The following is a 22624-nucleotide window of genomic DNA, read 5'->3' on the forward strand; positions in this document are numbered from 1 at the left end:
GTAACATGGTTGAGTTCCTCATAAACAAGATGCACGACGCCCGGTTCATGACCATGTTCCTGGCCGCCATTGCCGCGACCCTGACCGCCTACACGCTGGTCACGCCGCTGTTCGCCGGCGAAGGCCTCGCCAAGCGCATGAAAGCAGTCGCCAGCGAGCGGGAACGGATCCGGCAGCGCGAGCGCGACCGTCTTGCCAAAACGGAGAAGGTATCGCTGCGCCAGAGCCCGAAGCAGCTGGTTTCCAAGGTGGTGGAAGACTTCAACCTGACCAAATGGCTGGCGCAGGAAGCCGCACGCGACAAGCTGATCATGGCCGGCTACCGCGGCCATGCGCCCTACGTCACGTTCCTGTTCGCCCGCGCGGTGACGCCGATCGTGCTTTTGATCGGCGCGGTGCTCTACGTCTTCGTCATCACGCACATGGACAAATCGATGCCGGTCAAGATCGGCATCTGCCTCGGCGCGGCCTATTTCGGGCTGCAGGCGCCGATGCTGTTCCTGCAGAACGCGATCACCAAGCGCCAGCTTTCGATCAAGCGTGCGTTCCCCGACGCGCTCGACCTGCTCTTGATCTGTATCGAGTCCGGCATGTCGGTCGAAGTCGCCTTTCGCAAGGTCTCCACCGAAATCGTCTCGCAATCGGTGGCGCTGTCGGAAGAATTCGCGCTGACCACGGCCGAACTGTCCTATCTGCAGGACCGCAAGGTGGCCTATGAGAACCTGGCGAAGCGTACCGGCCTCGACGGCGTCAAATCGGTCTGCCTGGCCTTGCAGCAGTCCGAACGCTACGGAACGCCGCTCGGCCAGAGCTTGCGCGTGATGGCGCAGGAAAACCGCGACATGCGCATGAACGAGGCCGAGAAGAAGGCGGCCGCCTTGCCGCCGAAGCTGACCGTGCCGATGATCCTGTTCTTCCTGCCGTGCCTGTTCATCGTCATTCTCGGGCCGACCTACATCAAGCTGCAGACGACGACGATCCTCTAAAGCATCATCGATTCTGATTGAATCAGAACCGATAGCCGCTTTGGCGCGGTTTCTACCGCAGACGGGCCTACGCAAGCTGCGTAAACTCGATTGCTGTGCAAACCGGTAGCCACCCCCGGATCAAGTCCGAGGGCACGCTTCGCTCGAAAACGTTCTGAATCGGAATCCACCAGAAAATCTGGATTGAGCGGTCCGGCCGATCGATCCGCCGCGCAGCTATCAGTCGGGCCGGTTGAGCGCGGCCACCGGAACGGTCTTGCCGCCGCGCGGATCCTTGCGGCTCAGCATTTCCCGCAGATAGGCCACGTTCGCCGCGGCCTCCTCGGACGGCAGATCGCCCTTGGCGATGGTCTCGGCCTCAGTGAAACGGCCCTGCAAGCCGACCACCAGCGCCAGATTCTGCCGCACCCGCGCGTCCGCCCGCGGATTGCCATAGGCACGCCGCAGCGCCGCCTCGGCGTCGGGCAGTTCGCGCGTCAGCATGTAGGAGAGGCCGAGATTGGACAGCACCGACGGTTCTTCCGGCGCGATCTTCAGCGCGCTGGCATAATAGCGGCGAGCTTCGTCGTGCTTGGCGAGCTTGTCGAGCACGGTGCCCTGCACCGAGAGGATGCGCCAGTCGGGATTGTCGGGCGAATGGGCGCGGCTGAGAACGTCGAAGGCGGCTTGCGAATTGCCGTTGTCGGCGAGCGCGCGGCCATAGCCGGCGAGCAGCGCCTTGTTGCCGGGATGGGCGATGGTGGCCTGTTCGAGAACGGCGGCGGCCTGCGAACGCTGGCCTGTGGCACGCAGCGCCTGGCCATAGGCCAGGGCGGCGTTGGCATCCTTGGGATTGGCGCGATAGCGCTCGCCATAGACTTCAACGGCACGACGCGGATCATCGGGAATGGCGGGAGCGGCGGCGCTGCTGGACTTCTGGGTCAGCGCGCCCGTCACATCGGACATGGTCTGGCAGCCGCCAAGGCTTGCGGCCAAAATCGCCGTCACGGCCGCGGAGGCGAGAAACCGGGCCACATTGGGCCGGACAAGGCTGGATGATGGACGCATGGCACTTCAACTCACGATTTCGGGTGGAGCCGAACACGCCAGCAATAGACTGTTAACCCTAACGGCTGGTTAATCGGCAGGCGGGAGCTCCGGCTCTGCGTTGGGCCCCCGACGGGGTTTTGACGTACAATTTTGCAGCTTCACCATTGAAGTCACACGAATATCCTGCAAGCTCGGCAGCTGACCGAGCCGCCCTATTTCCGCGAGACAAGCATGCAATCCCCGTTCGAGACCGCGCCCGCCGCCTCCAGCATTCCGATTTATTTTGCCACAAAGGCGACATGGGCCACGGTCAGCAAGGAGCTTCCTCCACACGCCCAGCAATTTGCTCTCGCCAACGATTTTGCCGCCAAGCCCGGCAAGTGCCTGACGCTCCCCTCGCCCGATGGACGGATCGCGCAGGTCATCTTCGGTCTCGAAGAGGAAGGCAGCAAATCCCGTGACCTGTTCCGGCCCGGCGCGCTGCCGGGGCTGCTGCCGCCTGGCGTCTATCGCTTCGCCAATGCGCCGCACGACACGCGTCTGGCCACGCTCGCCTTTGCTCTCGGCAGCTACCGATTCGGCCGCTATCGCAAGACCGACAAACCCGATGTGCGCCTGGTGCCACCCGATGGCGTGGACATATCGGACGTCGCGCGGATGGCAGAAGCGGCCTCGCTGGCGCGCGACCTCATCAATACGCCGTCGAACGACATGGGCCCGGAAGAGCTGGCGGCGGCCGCCGGGCAACTCGCGGCGCGCTTCGGCGCCAGCTTCAAGACAATTGTCGGCGACGAACTGATTCAGCAGAATTTCCCGCTGATCCACGCGGTCGGCATGGCCTCGACGCGCGCGCCGCGGCTGATCGATATGAGCTGGGGCGACCTTGATCATCCCAAGGTGACGCTGGTCGGCAAGGGCGTTTGCTTCGACACCGGCGGGCTCGACCTAAAACCCTCCAGCGGCATGCTGATCATGAAGAAAGACATGGGCGGTGCGGCCAATGTGCTGGCGCTGGCCCAGATGGTCATGGATGCCAAGCTGAATGTCCGGCTGCGGGTGCTGATCCCCGCCGTCGAGAACGCGGTGGCCGGCAACGCCTTCCGCCCGCTCGACATCTTCAAGTCGCGCAAGGGACTTAACGTCGAGATCGGCAACACCGACGCCGAGGGCCGGCTGGTGCTGGCCGACGCGCTGGCGTTTGCCTGCGAAGAGAAGCCCGATCTGCTGGTCGATCTGGGAACCCTGACCGGTGCGGCGCGTGTTGCATTGGGGCCGGATTTACCGCCCTTTTACACCAATGATGAGACGCTGGCGCAGGATGTTGCGCGTTTCGCAACCGGGGAGCAGGATCCGTTGTGGCGCATGCCGCTGTGGCCGGCCTACGATTCCTGGCTGGATTCGAAAGTCGCCGATATCAACAACGCGCCGTCGGGCGGTTTTGCCGGTTCGATCACCTGCGCGCTGTTCCTGCAGCGCTTCGTCTCCGACGCCCAAAGCTGGCTGCATGTCGATATCTACGGCTGGACTCCGTCGGCCAAACCCGCGCGCCCCGAGGGCGGCGAATGCCAGGCCGCGCGCGCGATCTATAAACTATTGAGCGAACGCTATGGATGATCCACGCCTGACCCCGGCCCGTCCGGACCTCGCCGCCAAATATCTCGAAGGCAAGGTCACGGCGGCGCGCTTTGTGACCGGCGAGGAATTCTGTGTGGTCGATGCGATCGCGCCGCTGCGCGAGGCGCCGGCCGCCGACGCCGCGTTGCTGACGCAGGCGCTGAAAGGCGAACGCGTCACGATCTACGACCGCAACGGCGAAGGCTTTGCCTGGGGCCAATTGAACAGCGACGGCTATGTCGGCTGGATTCCCGATGCCGCGCTCGGCAAACCATCTGCCGCGCCGACTCACAAGGTCACGGTGCTACGGACCTTTGCGTTTCCGGCCGCGTCGATCAAGCTGCCGCCGGTGGATACGCTGTCGCTGGGGACGCTGATCACGGTGGCGCGCGAGGACGGCGCGTTCGCCGTCACGCGCGAAGGCTGGTACCTGCCGCGCCGGCATGTCGGTGGTCTGGAGGCGATGGAAAAGGACTTTGTTGCGGTCGCGGAAAAATTCGTCGGCACGCCCTATCTGTGGGGCGGCAAGAGCAGCCTCGGCATCGACTGCTCCGGGCTCGTGCAGGTTTCGCTTAGCGCCGCCGGCACCGGCTGCCCGCGCGACAGCGACATGCAGCAGGACGGCCTCGGCCGCGCCTTGAATCCCTCCGAAACCAAGAAGCTGCAACGCGGCGACCTGATCTTCTGGAAGGGCCATGTCGCGATCGTGCGCGACGCCGACACCATCGTCCACGCCAACGCGCATCACATGGCAACGGTAGTTGAAAATACGGCCGAGGCCATCGCCCGCATCAGGGCGGCAGGCAGCGAAGTGACGTCGATCAAGCGGCTTTAGTTCTCTGACGCGTTTTCTTTACGCGAACCGGTGTCCACTTCGCTCGAAAACGCTATCTAGACCTCTACCGTCCCATCCGGCACGGCTTCGATCCGGAACGCGGCGGCGAACAGCGCGCGGGTGTAGTCGCTCTGCGGATTCTTGAACAGCTCGGCGGCTGGCCCCTTCTCCACCACCTTGCCGTGACGCATCACGATCAGATGGCTGGCGAGCGACGCGACCACGCGCAGATCATGCGAGATGAACATGTAGGTGAGGTCGCGCTTGCGCTGCAGCTCGCGCAAGAGATCCACCATCTGGGCCTGGAACAGCATGTCGAGCGCGCTGGTCGGCTCGTCCAGCACGACGAAATCGGGCTCCAGCACCACGGCGCGCGCGATGGAGATGCGCTGGCGCTGGCCGCCCGAGAATTCATGCGGATAGCGAAACCGGGTCTTGGGGTCGAGGCCGACATCCGTCAGCGCCTTGATGACGCGCGCCTCGCGCTCCTCATATGTCAGCTTGGGCTGATGCACGCTCAGGCCCTCGGCGACGATATCGCCGACCGACATGCGCGGTGAGAGCGCGCCGAACGGATCCTGAAACACGATCTGCATGTCGCGGCGGAACGGCAGCATCGCCTTGAAACGCAGGCCCTGGATGTTGTTGCCGAGGAACACGATCGGCCCGTCCGACGAGATCAGCCGCAGCAGCGCGAGGCCGAGCGTGGTCTTGCCGGAACCGGACTCGCCGACAACGCCGAGCGTCTCACCCTTGCGCACCGCAAGGCTGACGCCGTCAACCGCCTTGATGTGATCGACGGTTCGGCGCAGCAGGCCGCGCTTGACCGGAAACCAGACCTTCAAATTATCCGCCGACATCACCACCGGTGAATCGGGCCGCGGCGGCGCCGGGTCGGGCTTTGGTTCGGCCGCAAGCAGGTCCCGTGTGTATGAATGCTTAGGCGCCGTAAAAACCTGTTCCACCGGCCCCTGCTCGACAATCTTGCCGCCATTCATGACGCAGACGACATCGGCGATGCGGCGGACGATGCCAAGATCATGGGTGATGAACAGCATGCTCATGCCGAGCCGCGTGCGGATTTCGGCCAGCAGCGCCAGGATCTGGGCCTGCACCGTGACATCCAGCGCCGTGGTCGGTTCGTCCGCGATCAACAGGTCCGGCTCGTTGGCGAGCGCCATCGCGATCATGACGCGCTGGCGCTGGCCGCCGGACAATTGATGCGGATAGCTTTGCAGCCGCCGGTCCGGATCGGGAATGCCGACCTGGGTCAGGAGTTCGAGCGTGCGTGCCCGCGCCATCGCGCCGCGGACGCCGTTGTGGAGAAACAGGATCTCGCCGATCTGCGCCTCGATCGTATGCAGCGGATTGAGCGAGGTCATCGGCTCCTGGAAGATGATCGAGATGTCGTTGCCGCGGATTCCGCGCATCTCGTTCTCGGGCGCGGTCAACAGATCCTGGCCGCGAAAGCGAATGCTGCCGGAAGGATGCGAGGCCGTCGGATACGGCAGCAGCCTCAGGATCGACAACGCACTGACGGATTTTCCAGAGCCGGATTCGCCGACCAGCGCCACGCACTCGCCGCGCCGAATCGAAAACGAGATATGATCCACCGCAAGGGTGTCGCCGAACGCCACCGACAGATCGCGGACATCGAGCAGAGGCTGGTTGATGGCGTCCATGCTGCGCTTACCTGAACGTCTTGCGCGGATCGAAGGCGTCGCGTGCGGCCTCGCCGATGAAGATCAACAGCGACAGCATGATCGCGACCGAGAAGAAACCGGTGAGGCCGAGCCAGGGCGCCTGCACGTTGGCTTTTGCCTGCGCCAGCAATTCGCCCAGCGACGGCGAGCCCGGCGGCAGACCGAAACCGAGGAAATCCAGCGCCGTCAGCGTCATCACCGACGACGACACGATGAACGGCAGGAACGTCATGGTCGCCACCATCGCGTTCGGCAACAGGTGGCGGAACATGATCCTGGCATTGGAGACGCCGAGCGCCCGCGCCGCCTGGATGTATTCGAAATTGCGGCCGCGCAAGAACTCAGCGCGCACCAGGCCCACCAGCGACACCCAGGAAAACAGCAGGAGAATGCCGAGCAGGATGAAGAAGCCCGGCGGCAGCACCGCCGAGATGATCAGCAGCAGATAGAGCGAGGGTATCGCGTTCCAGATCTCGATGAAGCGCTGGAACAGCAAATCGGTCATGCCGCCGAAATAGCCCTGCACGCCGCCCGCGGCGATGCCGATGATCGAGGACAAGATCGTCAAGGTCAGGCCGAACAGAACCGAGATGCGAAAGCCGTAGATCAAGCGCGCGACCACGTCGCGGCCCTGGTCGTCGGTGCCGAGCCAGTTGTATTCGAGGTCGCTGCAGCCGTTCAGCCCCTTCTTCGACACCACTTCCTTGCACTGGGCTTCAGTGAGCATCCAGGTCGGCTTCGACGGCGCCGGCGTCGGCAGATCGAGGTTATGCGTGCTGTAGGAATAGCGGATCAGCGGCCAGATGATGGTGCCGCCCTTGTCGGCGATCTGCTTCTGCAAGTAGGGATCGCGGTAGTCGGCGGCGGTCTCGAAGTCGCCGCCGAAGGTGGTTTCGGAATAGCTGACGAAGGCGGGCCAATAGAGACGACCGTCGTACTTTATCAAAAATGGCCTGTCGTTGGCGATCAGCTCCGCAAACAGCGAGACCACGAACAGGACCATGAAGATCCAGAACGACCAGTACCCCCTGCGATTGGCCTTGAAGTTCTGCCAGCGGCGGCGGTTGAGCGGCGACGGCGTGAAGGCATGGCGCGTCATCGGCACGGCCTCGCCGAGCGGCGATTGCGTCGTGGTCTCGACCGGCTGGGGTGCGGTGATCGTCATCAGACCTCACGCGCCTCGAAGTCGATCCGTGGATCGACCCACATATAGGCGAGGTCGGAGATCAGATTGACCACGAGGCCGACCAGCGAAAAGATGAACAACGTGCCGAACACCACGGGATAGTCGCGGTTCAAGACGCTTTCGAAACCGAGCAGGCCGAGCCCGTCGAGCGAGAAGATGGTCTCGATCAGGAGCGAGCCGGAGAAAAAGGCGGAAATGAACGCGCTCGGAAAACCCGCGATCACGATCAGCATCGCGTTGCGGAAGACGTGATTATACAGCACCTGCCGCTCGCCGCAGCCCTTGGCGCGCGCCGTCATCACATATTGCTTGCGGATCTCGTCGAGGAACGAGTTCTTGGTCAGCAGCGTCATGGTGGCGAAGGCGCCAAGCGCCATCGCGATCAGCGGCAGCGTGAGGTGCCAGAAATAGTCGATGATTTTCCAGTACCAGGGGAACTGCGCCCAGCCGTCCGAGGTCAGCCCGCGCAGCGGAAAGATGTTGAAGAACGAGCCGCCGGCGAACAGGATGATCAACAGGATCGCGAACAGGAAGCCGGGAATCGCAAACCCGACGATGATGATCGCCGAGGTCCAGGTGTCGAACCGCGAGCCGTCCTGCACCGCCTTGCGGATGCCGAGCGGGATCGAGATCAGATAGGTCAACAGCGTCATCCAGATCCCGAGCGACATCGAGACCGGCAGCTTCTCCTTGATCAGCTGGATCACGCTGACGTCGCGAAAGTAGCTCTTGCCGAAATCGAACCGCGCGAAATTCCACACCATCAGCGCGAAGCGTTCGTACGCCGGCTTGTCGAAGCCGAACTGCGCTTCCAGCTTCTTGATGAATTCCGGATCGAGCCCCTGCGCGCCGCGGTATTTCGAGCCTACGGCGTCCGCCGATGCGCCGACCTGGCCGCGCGGACCCATGTCGCCGCCGCCCCCCGATATTCTGGAGGTGCCACCGGTGTCGGCGCCGGAGAGCTGCGCGAGCACGCGCTCGACCGGACCGCCCGGCGCGAACTGCACCACGATGAACGACACGAACAGGATGCCGAGCAGCGTCGGGAGCATCAGAAAAATACGGCGGGCGATATAAGCGGCCATGAATTATTTCGCCTGCTCGAGTTTCGCAGCCTTGTTGGCCTCGAACCACCAGTTGTCTGGCGCTCCGGTGCCTTGCGTGTAGCGTGCCGGCTTGGGCGGATGGGAAAATTGATCCCAATAGGCGATCGGGTGATTGGTGCGAAACCACTGCGGCACCCAATAGCGGCCGGCCCGAAACACCCGATCCAGCGCACGGCACGCGATCGTCAGATCAGCGCGCGTTTCGGCGCCGATGGCCTTGTCGACCAGCGCGTCAATCGCAGGATTAGCTACTCCCGCCAGATTGTACGACCCCTTGGTGGCCGCCGCATGCGATGTGAAGTAAGGCCGCAGGCTGTCACCCGGCGTCGGCGACATGCTGAGGCGCATCGTCGTCATGTCGAAGTCGAACGACTCCACGCGAGCGCGATACTGTACGGCGTCGATCAGCCGGATTTCCGCCTCGATCCCGAGCAGTTCCAGGTTCTTGATGAAGGTCGCATGATGCGGTTTGAACGAGGGCTCGTCGAGCAGAAACTCGATCTTCAAGACTTCGCCGTTCGGCAGCAGGCGCTTGCGGTCCTTCACCACAAGTCCCGCGTCCTGCAGCAACTGCCCGGCCTTGCGCAGCAAAGTCCGGTCCTGGCCCGACCCATCCGACACCGGCGGCACGAACGGCTCGCCGAACACCTCGGCGGGCACCTGCCCGCGGAACGGCTCGAGCAGCTTCAGCTCTTCAGGCGACGGCAACCCGGTCGCCACCATGTCCGAATTCTGGAACGGCGAAACCGTGCGCGCATAGGCGCCGTACATCACGGTCTTGTTGGTCCATTCGAAATCGAACGCGTTGATGACCGCTTCGCGTACCCTGGGGTCTTTCAGCTTGTCGCGGCGGGTGTTGAAGAACCAGCCCTGCCCACCCGAAGGCAATTCATCCGGCAGGGTTTCACGTTTGACCCGGCCGTCCTTGACCGCGGGAAAATCGTAACGGGTGGCCCAGATGCGCGCCGTGAATTCCTCGCGGTAGAGATAATTCTTGCCGGTAAAGCCTTCGAACGCGACATCGCGGTCGCGATAGAACTCATAACGCACGGTGTCGAAATTGTAGCTGCCGCGATTGACGGGAAGATCGGCCGCCCACCAGTCCTTGACGCGGTCGTATTCGACGAAGCGGTTGATCTCGTATTTGCCGACCTTGTACGGTCCCGAACCGAGCGGGATATCGGTGGTCGATTCCTCGAATGGCCGCGTCGCGTAATAGGCTTTGGAGAAGATCGGCAGGCTAGCGACATAAAGCGGAACGTCGCGCGCGCGGTTTGGCGCAAACATCACGGCCACCGTCGCATCGTCGAGCGCCTCGGCCTTCACCATGTCGCGCAGCTGGACCACAATCAGCGGATGGCCTTTTTCCTTCAGCGTGTTGAGCGAGAAGGCGACGTCGTGCGCCGTCATCTTCGAGCCATCGCGAAAGCGAGCCTCGGGGCGCATGGTGAAGCGGTAGGTGAGCTTGTCCGGCGAAATCCGCACCGACTTCGCCGCAAGGCCATACATCGCGTCGGGCTCGTCATTGGCGCGCGCCATCAGCGAATCAAAGGTCAGCTCCATGCCCTTGGCGCCCTCGCCCTTGAGGATGAAAGCGTTGAACGAATTGAACGTCTGGAAGGACTGGTTGTAGGCGCGGGTCGACGGGATCGTGGAAAATAAGCCGCCCTTCGGCGCATCCGGATTGACGTAGTCGAAATGCTTGAAGTCAGCCGGGTATTTCAGGTCGCCGAAGACCGACATGCCGTGCATCTCGGTGCCGCCATTGTCGGCGGCGGCGGGACGAAACATGCTGGCACTCACCGCGCCGAGGCCGAGCCCCAGCACGTGCCGGCGATTGAGGTGCGCCATCCGGTTTTCCTTGCGCTTTTCCTTCAACTGCGCTTTCCGATCTTGGCTGCCTTTTCGGCGTCATACCACCACAGCGAGGGAAGACCCGAACGGCCGTATTTTGGCAACGGCTCGGCGTGGCTGAAACGATCCCAGCGGGCGTAGCGCGAGAAACCATAGGTGAATTGGGGTATGACATAGAAGTTCCAGAGCAGCACACGGTCCAGCGCTCGGGTCGCCGCCACCAATTCCTCACGGTCCTTGGCAAAAATCACTTGCTCGATCAGCGCATCGACGGCGGGATTCTTGATGCCGACGGTGTTCCTCGAACCCGGCTGATCGGCGGTGCGCGAACTCCAGAATTCCCGTTGCTCATTGCCCGGTGACAGAGACTGCCCCCATTGGTCGATGATCATGTCGAAATCGAAACTGCGGATGCGATTTTGATATTGCGCGTCATCGGCCACCCGGATCGACGTCGTGACTCCGATGCGCTCAAGTGATGGCTTGAAAAACAGGGCAATGCGCTCGGCAGGCGGATCCTGCACCAGGATTTCCACGGTAACAGGCTTGCCGTTGCTATCAACGAGCTTCTGGTCGCGCACCAGAAAGCCTGCCTCCTTCAGAAGCCTCGCACTCTCCCGCAAATTGGCGCGCACCGCCTCCGGATTACCGCCAACCGGATTGACATAGGGCTTTGTGAAGACTTCGGCCGGCACCTTGTCACGCACCGCTTCGAGGATTTGCAGTTCACGTCCTTCCGGCAACCCGGATGATGCAAGCTCTGTACCCTCGAAGTAGCTGTTGATGCGCTTGTACTGGCTATAGAAGAGCTGCTTGTTCATCTCCTCGAAATCGTAGGCGTAATTGAATGCCCGCCGCAAACGCGCATCCTTGAATTGATCCCGGCGCAAATTGAGCACGAAGGCCTGCATCCGGCCTGAATCGTTGATCTTGAATTCTTCCTTGACGACCCGCTTCTCGACGACAGCCGGAAATTCATACTGGGTTGCCCATTGCTTGGCCGAATTCTCGCTAATCCAGTCCGCTTGGTCTGCCTTGAAGGCCTCCAGCGCAACCAGATTGTCGCGAAAGAACTCGAAGCGCAGTTGGTCGAAATTGTTCGTTCCAATTTGAGCCGGAATTTGCGCACCCCAATAGTCCTTAACGCGCTCTAGGGTGACGGAGCGGCCCGCAACGAATTCCTTGATCCGATAAGGACCCGAGCCCAGCGGCGGCTCCAATGTCGTTGACGAGATGTCGCGCTTGCGGCCCTGGCTGTCGGTGCCTTCCCAATAGTGCTTGGGCAAGACCGGCAATTCACCGACGATGGTCGGCAGTTCACGATTTCCCGGACCGTCAAAAGTGAACTTGATATCGCGCTCGCCGGCCTTCTCCGTCTTGACCACGTGCCGGTAATAGGAGCCGTACATCGGGCTGAACTGCTTCAACGCATCAATCGAGAAAATCACATCTTCGGGCGTGACCGGCTTGCCGTCGTGCCAGCGCGCCTCCTTGCGGAGACGGTAGACGACCCAGGAAAAGTCTTCCGGATGAGCCGCCGCTTCGGCCAGTAGGCCATATTCGGTGACGACCTCGTCCTGCGATTTGGTCATCAGCGTCTCATAGATCAGCGTGGCGGCCGGCGCGAGCGAGCCTTTAACGCCGGCGACGGCGAGATTGAAGTTATCAAACGTGCCGATCGAGATCATCCGGGCGACGCCGCCCTTGGGGGCGCTCGGATTGACATAGTCGAAATGTTTGAAGTCGGCTGGATACTTGATGTCACCAAACAGGGAGAGCGCGTGGCGCCATTCCAGCCCATTGATTTCGGACTGGGCGCGGGCGACGTCAATCGCGAAAAGGTTCGCATTAAGCCCCAGCGCCGGGGCCATCGCCGCCACAGCGCCGCCTTGCAGGAGGTGTCGTCGGGTGATCGCCAATGCAGAATTCCTGTTGCTGTGGGACCAAGGTCTGATCTTCAGGGCATAATCGCAGGGGTATGATCCTAATCAGAAAACCGGTGTCCGCTTTTCCGGATCATGCTCCAGTGAGGGCCCAGTATAAGGCAAGGGTACGACGAATTTCGTTGCTTTTTCCTCATGTTATCAGCCAACGCAACGCGCCGGTGCGGCGAAAGGTCCCGATAACAACAACGCGATATGCAAACGGCCAGGCAATGCCTGGCCGTCATGTCGCCGAAGTCCATGCAGGACTGTCGAAATGTTATTTCGCCGCCGTCGGCAGCGGCACCGGCTTGTCCGCCAGCGTGGCCAGATAAGCAATCACGTCGGCGCGCTCGCTGTCCTTTGTGATACCGGCAAAGCCCATCGCGGTGCCCGGAATAAAGCCCTTCGGATTGGCGAGGAACTTGTTCATGTCGTCAAAGGTCCAGGTGCCACCCTTGCCCTTCATCGCGGCCGAGAAGTTGAAGCCGGCGCGCCCCTCGCCCTTCTTCTCGTTGATGACACCGAACAGGTTCGGACCGACCCGGTTGGGGCCGCCCTTTTCGAAGGTGTGGCAGGCCGCGCACTTCTTGGCGGCGCCGGCGCCCTTTTCAACCGAGGCGGTCTGCAGCAATTTCTCGATCGGCTCTGATGGCGCCGCGGCTTCCTTGGCCCCGCCCTGCGTCACTTCCTTCACGGCGATCTCGAAGCCCGGCTTCTCCGGCATATGGGGCGCGAAAATCGCGTTGGCGGCGAAGCTCGTCACCAGGACGAGAAGACAGGTGGCGAGAACGGCGCCGAGAATTTTGTTGAGTTCGAAGGAGTCCATAGTGGCTCAGGCTCCAGGCCTTAAAGGATCGACTTAAAGGCCGGCAAACGGCCGCGGTTTAGCCTCAGGAATCAGGCTTTCGCGCCGCACCCTCAGCAGGGTTGAGATATCGGTTTGCCCGGGCTCTGGCAACCCGTATAAACGCCCCGACTTTCCGCCAATCCCCATTATTTCCGGCCTGTTTTCGCTAGCCCGTGACCTCGCGCCCGATGACCGAAACCCGCAACCTGGTGCTGATTCCCGCCCGCATGGCCGCCACAAGGCTGCCCGGCAAGCCGCTGCTGGACATCGGCGGGGTGCCGATGATCGTTCATGTGCTGCGGCGGGCGGAAGCTGCCAACATCGGCCGGGTCGCGGTCGCCACCGATACGGCGGAAATCGCCGCCGCGGTGACCGCCCATGGCGGCGAAGCGGTCATGACCCGCCCAGACCACCCGTCCGGCTCGGACCGGATTTACGAGGCGATGAAGGCGCTCGATCCCGACGGCGAGGCCGAGATCATCGTCAATCTGCAGGGCGATTTTCCGACCATCTCGCCGGAGAATATCCGTGACGTGCTGCCGCCGCTGGCCGATCCGGCGGTCGATATCGCGACGCTGGCGGCCCAAATCCATACCGAGGAAGAGGACCTCGCGCCGAGCGTGGTCAAGGCGGTCGGCTCGCCGATCGGCCCGCGGCGGTTGCGGGCGCTTTATTTTACGCGGGCGACGGCGCCCACCGGCGTCGGGCCGCGCTACCATCATATCGGCCTTTACGCCTATCGCCGCGCCGCGCTGGAGCGCTTTGTGGCGCTGCCGCCCTCGCCGCTCGAGCAGCAGGAGAAACTCGAGCAGCTCCGAGCGCTGGAAGCCGGCATGCGGATCGACGTCATGATCGTGGACACGGTCCCGCGGGGCGTCGATACCCCGGCCGACCTCGAAACCGCCCGCCAGATGCTGGCCAAAACCTGAACGGCTGATACAAGGCCCCCAGAAAGACGACATGACAAGCAAGCTGAAAATCGCGTTCCAGGGCGAACCTGGTGCCAACTCCCATATCGCCATCGTCGAGGCCTATCCGGACGCCGAGCCGTTGCCGTGCCCGACCTTCGAGGACGCGCTGGCCGCGATCTCCTCAGGCGAAGCGGATTTGGGGATGATCCCGATCGAGAATTCGGTCGCCGGCCGCGTCGCCGACATCCATCATCTGCTGCCGCATTCCGGGCTGTTCATCGTCGGCGAGTGGTTTCTGCCGATCCACCACCAGCTGATGGCGCCGCGCGGCGCCAAACTCGCCGACATCAAGACCGTCGAGAGCCACGTCCACGCGCTCGGCCAGTGCCGCCGCATCATCCGCAAGCTTGGCATCAAGCCGGTCGTTTCGGGCGACACCGCCGGAAGCGCGCGCATCGTCGCCGAACGCGGTGACAAGCATTGCGCCTCGATTGCGTCACGCCTCGCCGCCAATATCTACGGTCTCGACATTCTGGCCGAGGATGTCGAGGACGAGGCCCACAACACCACGCGCTTTGTGGTGCTGGCGCGCGAAGCCCAGTGGGCCGAGCAGGGATCGGGGCCGCTGGTGACGACTTTTGTTTTCCGGGTGCGCAACCTTCCCGCCGCGCTCTACAAGGCACTCGGCGGTTTTGCCACCAACGGCGTCAACATGACCAAGCTGGAAAGCTACATGGTCGACGGCGAATTCTTCGCCACGCAATTCTACGCCGATGTCGACGGCCACCCCGAGGACCGGAGCCTGGCGTTCGCGCTGGAGGAGCTGAAATTCTTCTCGCGCGAATTCCGCATCGTCGGCGTCTACCCGGCGCAGCCGTTCCGCCTGACGTTCAGCGAAGCGACGGAGTAATCTCTTCGTTGTCATTCCGGGGCAGCCCGTAGGGCTGAACCCGGAATCTCGAGATTCCGGGTTCGACGCTTCGCGTCGCCCCGGAATGACGCCGCTTACGCCGCCGCTTTTTTGCTGAGCCCGAACGCTTCCGCCAGCAGACTATACGACTTCTTTCGTGCGTCGTGGTCGTATACCGCGGTGATGATCATCAGTTCATCCGGCTGGCTTGCCGTGATCATCGGCTGCAGTCTGGCCATCAGGGTCGCGGGGCTACCGACGAACAGGCGAGAGCGGTTGCGCGTGATCGAGGCCCGCTCGGCGTCCGAATAGGGATAGGCCAGCGCCTCCTCGACATCAGGCAGTGGCAGATACTGGCCGCGGTCGCGGCGCAGGCGATTGAGATCCATCGAGGACGCCAGCTTTTCGGCCTCGGCGTCGGTTTCGGCGGCGACGGCGGCGACCGCCAGAATGCCGTGCGGCGCCGGGCGCCAGCCCGACGGTTTGAAGCGCGCGCGGTAATGCGTCATCGCCTCGATCGCATCATAGGAGGCGAAATGATGCGCGAACGCGAAGCCCATGCCGACCTGGGCGGCGAGTTCGGAACTGTAGTCGCTGGAGCCGAGCAGCCAGATCGGCGGCAGCGGCGAATCGTCCGGCATCGCGACCACATTGTTGTAGGGGTGGCCGGCCGGGAAATCGCGCGTCTCCCACAGGATGAGCTCCTGCAGCCGTTCGAGGAAATCGTCACCCTCGCGCTTGTCGAGCCGGCTGCGCAACGCGTAAGCCGTGGCGCCATCGGTGCCCGGCGCACGGCCGAGTCCGAGGTCGATGCGGCCTGGGAACAGCGCCTCCAGCATCTTGAAGCGTTCGGCCACCACCAGCGGCGCGTGATTGGGCAGCATCACGCCGCCGGAGCCGACGCGGATGTTTTTCGTCACCGCCGCGATCTGTCCGATCATCAGATCGGGCGCGGGGCTCGCGACCGAGGCGAGGTTGTGATGCTCGGCAAGCCAGTACCTGACATAGCCAAGCTCATCGACATGGCGCGCCAGATCGATGCTGTTGCGCAAGGCCGCAGCGGGTTTGGTGCCTGTGGTGACGACGGAGAGGTCGAGGACTGAAAGCGGGGTCATCGCGCTAGACTAGTGCGGCCGGCGGAAGCGACAAAGGCCCGGCCTGCGCAGATCAGGCCCGCGCTGCCGGCGACGGGAGTCAGGACTCGACACCGCTCCGCGTGGGACATGACGCCATATGCAGGATTGATATCGATCTAGCCCACCAACTGGTTGAAGCATCTTGCAGGACTTAGAAACGGCACAACTATCTGTATTATATAATCTTTTTGTGCCTTCTGGCTCGAAGATCATTCTGCCCACCATCCTACTATAACGGCCACAAATTTCACTATTCATGTAATAATTGGGCAAATTCCCATCCTTGATGGGCTGTATGGACGGTCTCGTTTGGCCTATTTTAGCTGATGGCCGCTAGGCCTGATGCCCGTCCGCCTGTGGAGCCTGTGAGTGCCATGACCGAAGTTACCTCCGCTGCGTCCATTCACCGCGCGCTGCAATCGCCAAAAATCTCCTTTGAGTTCTTCCCGCCGAAAACCGAGGAGATGGAGCGCTCGCTCTGGGAAACCATCAACCGGTTGGCGCCGCTCGCCCCCAATTTCGTGTCGGTGACCTATGGCGCCGGCGGATCCACGCGGGAGCGCACCCATTCGACCATCGCCCGCATCCTGAAAGAGACCAACCTGACGCCGGCCGCGCATCTGACCTGCGTCGGCGCCCCGAAGGGCGAGATCGACGACGTGGTCGCGCGCTATCACGAGATCGGCGTCCGCCACATCGTGGCGCTGCGCGGCGACCCCACCACCGGCATCGGCACCGCCTACAACGCGCATCCCGACGGCTATCAAAGTTCGCCCGACCTGATCGCCGGCATCAAGAAGCGCTATCCCGATTTTGAAATCTCGGTCTCGGCCTATCCGGAGAAGCATCCGGAGAGCCCGAACCTCGACGCCGACATCGACACGCTGCAGGCCAAGGTCGACGCCGGTGCGGCGCGCGCCATCACCCAGGTGTTCTTCGATAACGACCTTTATCTGCGCTACCTCGACCGCGTCCGCGCCCGCGGCATCAACATCCCCGTAGTGCCCGGCATCATGCCGATGCACAATTTCAAGCAGGCCCGCAGCTTCGTGACCCGCGCCGGCACCACGGTGCCGTCCTGGCTCGCCGACAAGTTCGAAGGGCTCGACGACGACGCCGAGACGCGAAAGCTCGTGGCCGCAACTGTCGCGGCGGGCCAGGTGCAGAAATTGGCAAAGCAGGGCGTCGACACCTTTCACTTCTACACCATGAACCGCGCGGACCTCGTGTTCACGATCAGCCATTTGCTGGGCATCCGTCCCAATGGCGCACAGAAAGCTGCCTGATCCGATGACCGTACCTGTGTCCCCGAAGCGAACCGCCCTGCTCGCGGCTGCCCGCGAACGCATCCTGGTGCTCGATGGCGCCATGGGCACCATGATTCAGGGCCTGCAATATGACGAGGCAGCGTTCCGCGGCGAGCGTTTCAAGGATTTCCACCGCGACGTCCGCGGCAACAACGATCTGCTGATCCTGACCCAGCCGCAGGCGATCGAGGACATTCACGCCGATTATCTGCGCGCGGGCGCCGACATCGTCGCGACCAATACCTTCTCCTCGACCTCGATCGCGCAGGCCGATTACGACATGTCGGACCTCGCCTACGAACTCAACCGCGATGGCGCGCGGCTCTGCCGCAATGCGGCCGAGCGCGTCACCGCCGAGGACGGCAAGCCACGTTTCGTCGCCGGCGCCTTGGGGCCGACCAACCGCACCGCCTCGATCTCGCCTGACGTCTCCAACCCCGGCTACCGCGCCGTCACCTTCGACGATCTGCGCAAGTCCTATGGCGAACAGATCAACGGCTTGCTTGACGGCGGCGCCGACCTGCTGCTGGTCGAAACCATTTTTGACACGCTGAACGCCAAGGCGGCGCTCTACGCGATCTCGGAAATCTGCGAGCAACGCGGCATCGACGTGCCCGTGATGATCTCGGGCACCATCACCGACAAATCCGGCCGCCTCCTCTCGGGGCAATTGCCTGAGGCCTTCTGGAATTCGGTGCGGCATGCCAAGCCGATCACGATCGGCTTCAACTGCGCGCTCGGCGCCGAGGATCTGCGCGCCCACATCGCCGACATCGGCCGCGTCGCGGATACGCTGGTGTGCGCCTATCCGAACGCCGGCCTGCCCAATGAATTCGGCCAGTATGACGAGAGCCCGGAGTTCATGGCGGGCCTGATCGGCGAGTTCGCACAAGCCGGCCTCGTCAACATCGTCGGCGGCTGCTGCGGCACCACGCCCGCCCACATCGCGGCGATTGCGGCGGCCGTCGCCCCGCACAAGCCCCGCGCCGTTCCGGAGATTGAGCCGCGTCTGCGGCTGTCCGGCCTGGAGCCGTTTGATCTCACGCCCGCGATCCCGTTTGTAAACGTCGGCGAGCGCACCAACGTCACGGGTTCGGCGAAATTTCGTAAACTGATCACCGCCGGCGACTACACCGCGGCCCTGCAGGTCGCGCGCGACCAGGTCGAGAACGGCGCCCAGATCATCGACGTCAACATGGACGAAGGCCTGCTCGACTCCGAAGCCGCGATGGTGACGTTCCTCAACCTCGTCGCCGCCGAGCCCGATATCGCCCGCGTCCCCGTCATGGTGGACTCCTCGAAATTCAGCGTGATCGAAGCCGGCCTGAAATGCGTTCAGGGCAAGGCGGTGGTGAACTCGATCTCGATGAAGGAGGGCGAGGAAAAATTCATCCACGAGGCCCGCATTGCGCAGCGCCATGGCGCAGCCGTGGTCGTGATGGCGTTCGACGAGGTCGGACAGGCCGATACGTTCGCGCGCAAGACCGAGATCTGCAAACGCGCCTATGACATCCTGGTCGACCAGCTCGGCTTCCCGCCCGAGGACATCATCTTCGACCCGAACATCTTTGCGATCGCGACCGGGCTGGAGGAGCACAATAATTACGGCGTCGACTTCATCGAGGCGACGCGCTGGATCCGCCAGAACCTGCCGCATGCCCATATTTCCGGCGGCGTCTCCAACCTGTCGTTCTCGTTCCGCGGCAATGAGCCGGTGCGCGAGGCGATGCATTCGGTGTTCCTGTATCACGCCATCAAGGCCGGCATGGACATGGGCATCGTCAATGCCGGGCAGATGATCGTCTATGACGACATCGACCCCGAGCTGCGCCAGGTGTGCGAAGACGTCATCCTCAACCGCGATCCCGGTGCGTCCGAAAAACTGCTGGCGCTGGCGGAGAAATTCCGCGGCAAGGAGAAGCAGACCAAGGAGCAGGATCTGGCCTGGCGCGAATGGCCGGTCGAGAAGCGGCTTTCTCACGCGCTGGTGCACGGCATCACCGAATATATCGAGGAAGACACCGAGGCGGTGCGCAGGACCGTCGAGCGGCCGCTCAACGTGATCGAAGGCCCGCTGATGGACGGCATGAACATCGTCGGCGACCTCTTTGGCGACGGCAAGATGTTCCTGCCGCAGGTGGTGAAGTCCGCCCGCGTCATGAAGCAGGCGGTGGCCTATCTGATGCCGTTCATGGAAGAGGAGAAGGCGCGCAACCTCGCCAATGGCGTCACCAGCAACGGCGGCCGCAACGCCGCCGGCAAGATCGTGCTCGCGACCGTCAAGGGCGACGTCCACGACATCGGCAAGAACATCGTCGGCATCGTGCTGCAATGTAACAATTTCGAGGTGATCGACCTCGGCGTCATGGTGCCGGCGGCCAAGATCATCGAGACCGCCAAGGCCGAGGGCGCCGACATCATCGGGCTGTCCGGCCTGATCACGCCCTCGCTGGACGAGATGAGTTTTCTCGCCGGCGAGATGCAACGGCAGGGCATGAACATGCCGCTGTTGATCGGTGGCGCCACCACCAGCCGCGTTCACACCGCCGTCAAGATCGACCCGAACTACAAGGGCGGCCCGGTGGTTCATGTCAACGACGCCAGCCGCGCCGTCGGCGTGGCTTCTTCGCTGCTGTCGCCGGACCGCCGCGAGGCCTATGCCGCCGACATCCGGACCGAATACGCGAAAATCTCCGCGGCGCATTTCCGCGCCCAGGCCGACAAGAAGCGGCTGAAGCTGGCGGACGCCCGAGCCAACGCGATGACCATCGATTTCGCCAAGACGCCGCCATCGAGGCCGGCGTTCCTCGGCATCCGGAGCTTTGACGCCTACGACCTTGCTGAATTGGCCGAATACATCGACTGGACGCCGTTCTTCCAGACCTGGGAACTGACCGGGCGCTTCCCGGCCATTCTCGACGATCCCAAGATCGGCGAAGTCGCCCGCTCGCTCTATGACGACGCCCGCAAGATGCTGGACCTGATCATCAAGGAGAAGTGGTTCACGGCGCGCGCCACCATCGGCTTCTGGCCGGCCAACGCTGTCGGCGACGACATCAAGGTGTACGCGGACGATAGCCGGAAGACCGAGATCGCGACCTTCCACACGCTGCGCCAGCAACTGGAGAAGCGCGAAGGCCGCTTCAATTCGGCGCTGTCGGATTTCATCGCACCTAGCGCTTCCGGCGTGCCCGACTATATCGGCGCCTTCGTCGTCACCGCCGGGATCGGCGAGGACGTCGTCGCCGACCGCTTCAAGAACGCCAATGACGATTACTCCTCGATCCTGTGCAAGGCACTGGCCGATCGTCTCGCCGAAGCCTTCGCCGAACGGATGCATGCGCGCGTACGCCGGGAATTCTGGGGCTATGCACCGGACGAGGCGCTGGCGCCGGATCAGCTGATCCTTGAACAATATGCCGGCATCCGCCCCGCGCCCGGTTACCCCGCTCAGCCCGATCACACCGAGAAGGCGACGCTGTTCCGGCTGCTCGACGCGGAGAATACCGCGGGCGTAAAACTCACCGAGAGTTATGCGATGTGGCCGGGCTCGTCGGTGTCCGGGCTCTATTTCAGCCACGCCGAGAGTTTTTACTTCGGCGTCGGCAAGATCGAGCGCGACCAGGTCGAGGACTACGCCGCGCGCAAGGGCATGAGCCTCGCCGAGACCGAGCGCTGGCTGGCCCCGGTGCTGAATTACATTCCGTCGCAGGATCAGCCGGCGGCACCGGCGCCCGCGCCGATCGCGGCGGTCCCCGCCAACGATGTCGCCTCGCATCCGCCGGGGTGTACCTGCGCGGTGCATCTGGCGTATCGCAAGAAGGCGGTGGGAGCGTAAGGCTTCCCGGCATATACCACTGTCATCACCGGGCTTGACCCGGTGATCCATCTTCAGGAGACTCTCTCGAAGGTGGATGGATGCCCGGGTCAAGCCCGGGCATGACAGAGTGTGCCGAGGCTCCTCCATGAAATTCTTTTCCTTCTGGCGATCGCTGGCGAGCTTTCGCGTTCGCATCGCGCTCAATCTGAAGAACCTGCCGGCGGAAGTCGTGTTCATCGATCTCGACGCCAACGCGCAGCGCGGTGAAGAATATCGCCGCGTCAATCCGCAGATGGCGCTGCCGTCGCTGGTGCTGGATGACGGCACCGTGCTGTTTCAGTCGCTCGCGATCCTCGAATATCTCGAGGAGATGCATCCCGCTCCGCCGCTGCTGCCGGCCGATCCGCGCGGCCGCGCCCGGGTGCGCGGGCTCGCGCAAATGGTCGCCTGCGAAGGCCATCCGCTGCTGACGCCGCGGGTGCGCCGCTATCTCGATCACGAACTGAATTTGCGCGACACCCAGCAGGCCGCATGGCGGCGACACTGGACCGTGGAGACGCTGGCTGCGCTGGAAAGCCATCTTGCCGGCCACAAGGCGATCGGTCGCTTTTGTCATGGCGATACGCCCGGCATGGCCGACATCTGCCTGGTCACCCACGTCACCGCGGCGGTCAATCAGCAGATCGACCTTGCGCCCTATCCGGCCGTGAAGCGCATCTTCGAGACCGCGATGGCGCTGCCGGAATTTGCCAGCGCGCATCCATCGATGCAGCCCGATACGCCGGAGGCGATGCGGAGCAAGGGGTGAGCGAGCAGCCGTCGCCATGAGAAAACCTCTGTGCATGCGCGGCAGGTCTGTTCCCTCCCCCCTTGCGGGGGAGGGTTAGGGAGAGGGGTGGCGTCATCGGGACTGCCCGTGAGAACCCCTCTCCCCGGCCCTCCCCCGCAAGGGGGGAGGGAGCCCACCGTCCACGTCGCGCGCATTTTCGATCCAACTTTCAAACAGCAGATGTGTGTTCGTATTCTCGCGGCGCGTTGCGCCCGAGCTTTGACAGAAATTCCTCAGCCCTCATCAATGAGAGGGCGCAGGGAAGACCGGGTGCGCGCTGCACCCGCGGTCCCGTGTGCGGTTTGCACTAAGTAGGCTGCACACGAGCATACAGGGCAGCGGAGAACACCCGGCCTTCCCTGCGCAATGGCTTTACGGCTTATGCCGTGATCTCCCCGGAGACGAGTTCTGGGTTGACTCCGTCGCTATCGTTTCCGCTCACGCTTCTCGACAGCTTGACGCCGGCAACGGGCGCCAGGACCACACGGTTTTGCCGTACGCTTAATCCACGCCGTCGTCAGACGTGAACAAGCGTCCACCGCATCCCGCCGCGCGTTCGTGACGTGCGCACGCCCCTCTTGTCGGGCGGGACGCGACGATTCAAACCGCTGATTTGCCCGACGAGG

General features: G+C 63.1%; 16 protein-coding genes. 8 read left to right on the forward strand and 8 right to left on the reverse strand.

Annotated features, from left to right (window positions below):
* Positions 1 to 5 precede the first annotated feature (5 nt).
* Positions 6 to 986: a type II secretion system F family protein gene (locus tag JQ574_RS29180; protein ID WP_212206265.1), complete on the forward strand. Its 981-nt coding sequence runs from the start codon at positions 6 to 8 to the stop codon at positions 984 to 986.
* Positions 987 to 1205: 219 nt separating this feature from the next.
* Here JQ574_RS29180 and JQ574_RS29185 read toward each other — a convergent pair whose 3' ends face one another.
* Positions 1206 to 2033 carry a tetratricopeptide repeat protein gene (locus tag JQ574_RS29185; protein WP_212206256.1) on the reverse strand — a complete coding sequence of 276 codons (828 nt, stop codon included), beginning with the start codon at positions 2031 to 2033 and terminating at the stop codon, positions 1206 to 1208.
* Positions 2034 to 2246: 213 nt separating this feature from the next.
* On the opposite strand from JQ574_RS29185, the gene JQ574_RS29190 reads away from it, so the two are divergent.
* Entirely contained in the window at positions 2247 to 3629 is a 1383-nt protein-coding gene (locus JQ574_RS29190) for a M17 family metallopeptidase (protein ID WP_212206254.1), read from the forward strand.
* A complete protein-coding gene (locus JQ574_RS29195) occupies positions 3622 to 4464 on the forward strand; it encodes an NlpC/P60 family protein (protein ID WP_212206252.1) in 843 nt (280 codons plus the stop codon). The genes JQ574_RS29190 and JQ574_RS29195 overlap by 8 nt, the downstream gene beginning before the upstream one ends.
* 56 nt (positions 4465 to 4520) lie before the next feature.
* Here the strand turns inward: JQ574_RS29195 and JQ574_RS29200 are convergent, their stop codons facing one another.
* The 6 genes from JQ574_RS29200 to JQ574_RS29225 form a co-directional block, all read right to left on the reverse strand.
* Entirely contained in the window at positions 4521 to 6146 is a 1626-nt protein-coding gene (locus JQ574_RS29200; RefSeq protein ID WP_212206250.1) for an ABC transporter ATP-binding protein, read from the reverse strand.
* A 7-nt stretch (positions 6147 to 6153) separates the two neighbouring features.
* A complete protein-coding gene (locus tag JQ574_RS29205) occupies positions 6154 to 7332 on the reverse strand; it encodes an ABC transporter permease (protein WP_212206248.1) in 1179 nt (392 codons plus the stop codon).
* Positions 7332 to 8438, reverse strand: coding sequence for a microcin C ABC transporter permease YejB (locus tag JQ574_RS29210; RefSeq protein WP_212206245.1), 1107 nt, complete (start codon positions 8436 to 8438; stop codon positions 7332 to 7334). Before JQ574_RS29210 ends, JQ574_RS29205 begins: the two co-directional genes overlap by 1 nt.
* Positions 8439 to 8441: 3 nt before the next feature.
* Positions 8442 to 10310 (reverse strand): extracellular solute-binding protein, encoded by a 1869-nt coding sequence (locus JQ574_RS29215; RefSeq protein WP_212206862.1) that lies wholly within the window; start codon positions 10308 to 10310, stop codon positions 8442 to 8444.
* Positions 10311 to 10333: 23 nt separating this feature from the next.
* Positions 10334 to 12184, reverse strand: a complete 1851-nt coding sequence (locus JQ574_RS29220) for an extracellular solute-binding protein (RefSeq protein ID WP_212206860.1) — start codon at positions 12182 to 12184, stop codon at positions 10334 to 10336.
* 331 nt (positions 12185 to 12515) lie between these two features.
* On the reverse strand, positions 12516 to 13064 hold the full coding sequence (locus JQ574_RS29225) for a cytochrome c family protein (RefSeq protein ID WP_212206243.1): 549 nt from the start codon (positions 13062 to 13064) through the stop codon (positions 12516 to 12518).
* A gap of 209 nt (positions 13065 to 13273) precedes the next feature.
* Between JQ574_RS29225 and JQ574_RS29230 the strand changes: the two genes are divergently transcribed.
* Positions 13274 to 14014 carry a 3-deoxy-manno-octulosonate cytidylyltransferase gene (locus tag JQ574_RS29230; RefSeq protein ID WP_212206235.1) on the forward strand — a complete coding sequence of 247 codons (741 nt, stop codon included), beginning with the start codon at positions 13274 to 13276 and terminating at the stop codon, positions 14012 to 14014.
* A gap of 31 nt (positions 14015 to 14045) precedes the next feature.
* Entirely contained in the window at positions 14046 to 14906 is an 861-nt protein-coding gene (locus tag JQ574_RS29235; RefSeq protein ID WP_212206233.1) for a prephenate dehydratase, read from the forward strand.
* Between the two features lie 95 nt (positions 14907 to 15001).
* Here JQ574_RS29235 and JQ574_RS29240 read toward each other — a convergent pair whose 3' ends face one another.
* A complete protein-coding gene (locus JQ574_RS29240; RefSeq protein ID WP_212384124.1) occupies positions 15002 to 16021 on the reverse strand; it encodes an LLM class flavin-dependent oxidoreductase in 1020 nt (339 codons plus the stop codon).
* Positions 16022 to 16416: 395 nt separating this feature from the next.
* Here JQ574_RS29240 and metF point away from each other — a divergent pair, with 395 nt between their 5' ends.
* The 3 genes from metF to maiA all read left to right on the forward strand — a co-directional run bounded on the left by metF (position 16417) and on the right by maiA (position 21977).
* The gene (gene metF, locus JQ574_RS29245) at positions 16417 to 17328 is read left to right on the forward strand and encodes a methylenetetrahydrofolate reductase [NAD(P)H] (RefSeq protein WP_212206229.1); all 912 of its coding nucleotides are present in this window, start codon (positions 16417 to 16419) and stop codon (positions 17326 to 17328) included.
* Between the two features lie 4 nt (positions 17329 to 17332).
* A complete protein-coding gene (gene metH, locus JQ574_RS29250; RefSeq protein ID WP_212206847.1) occupies positions 17333 to 21187 on the forward strand; it encodes a methionine synthase in 3855 nt (1284 codons plus the stop codon).
* Between the two features lie 127 nt (positions 21188 to 21314).
* Complete coding sequence (gene maiA / locus JQ574_RS29255) at positions 21315 to 21977, forward strand: maleylacetoacetate isomerase (RefSeq protein ID WP_212206221.1); 663 nt, start codon at positions 21315 to 21317, stop codon at positions 21975 to 21977.
* The last annotated feature ends 647 nt before the right edge of the window (positions 21978 to 22624 follow it).

It is taken from the genome of Bradyrhizobium sp. AUGA SZCCT0158 (assembly GCF_018130065.1).
Taxonomy (GTDB): Bacteria; Pseudomonadota; Alphaproteobacteria; order Rhizobiales; family Xanthobacteraceae; genus Bradyrhizobium.

Bases quoted from the DNA above. Each gene is read 5' to 3' on its own strand.
- JQ574_RS29180 (WP_212206265.1), top strand. From the start codon at position 6: ATGGTTGAGTTCCTCATAAACAAGATGCACGACGCCCGGTTCATGACC.
- JQ574_RS29185 (WP_212206256.1), bottom strand. From the start codon at position 2,033: ATGCGTCCATCATCCAGCCTTGTCCGGCCCAATGTGGCCCGGTTTCTC.
- JQ574_RS29190 (WP_212206254.1), top strand. From the start codon at position 2,247: ATGCAATCCCCGTTCGAGACCGCGCCCGCCGCCTCCAGCATTCCGATT.
- JQ574_RS29195 (WP_212206252.1), top strand. From the start codon at position 3,622: ATGGATGATCCACGCCTGACCCCGGCCCGTCCGGACCTCGCCGCCAAA.
- JQ574_RS29200 (WP_212206250.1), bottom strand. From the start codon at position 6,146: ATGGACGCCATCAACCAGCCTCTGCTCGATGTCCGCGATCTGTCGGTG.
- JQ574_RS29205 (WP_212206248.1), bottom strand. From the start codon at position 7,332: ATGACGATCACCGCACCCCAGCCGGTCGAGACCACGACGCAATCGCCG.
- JQ574_RS29210 (WP_212206245.1), bottom strand. From the start codon at position 8,438: ATGGCCGCTTATATCGCCCGCCGTATTTTTCTGATGCTCCCGACGCTG.
- JQ574_RS29215 (WP_212206862.1), bottom strand. From the start codon at position 10,310: ATGGCGCACCTCAATCGCCGGCACGTGCTGGGGCTCGGCCTCGGCGCG.
- JQ574_RS29220 (WP_212206860.1), bottom strand. From the start codon at position 12,184: ATGGCCCCGGCGCTGGGGCTTAATGCGAACCTTTTCGCGATTGACGTC.
- JQ574_RS29225 (WP_212206243.1), bottom strand. From the start codon at position 13,064: ATGGACTCCTTCGAACTCAACAAAATTCTCGGCGCCGTTCTCGCCACC.
- JQ574_RS29230 (WP_212206235.1), top strand. From the start codon at position 13,274: ATGACCGAAACCCGCAACCTGGTGCTGATTCCCGCCCGCATGGCCGCC.
- JQ574_RS29235 (WP_212206233.1), top strand. From the start codon at position 14,046: ATGACAAGCAAGCTGAAAATCGCGTTCCAGGGCGAACCTGGTGCCAAC.
- JQ574_RS29240 (WP_212384124.1), bottom strand. From the start codon at position 16,021: ATGACCCCGCTTTCAGTCCTCGACCTCTCCGTCGTCACCACAGGCACC.
- metF (WP_212206229.1), top strand. From the start codon at position 16,417: ATGACCGAAGTTACCTCCGCTGCGTCCATTCACCGCGCGCTGCAATCG.
- metH (WP_212206847.1), top strand. From the start codon at position 17,333: ATGACCGTACCTGTGTCCCCGAAGCGAACCGCCCTGCTCGCGGCTGCC.
- maiA (WP_212206221.1), top strand. From the start codon at position 21,315: ATGAAATTCTTTTCCTTCTGGCGATCGCTGGCGAGCTTTCGCGTTCGC.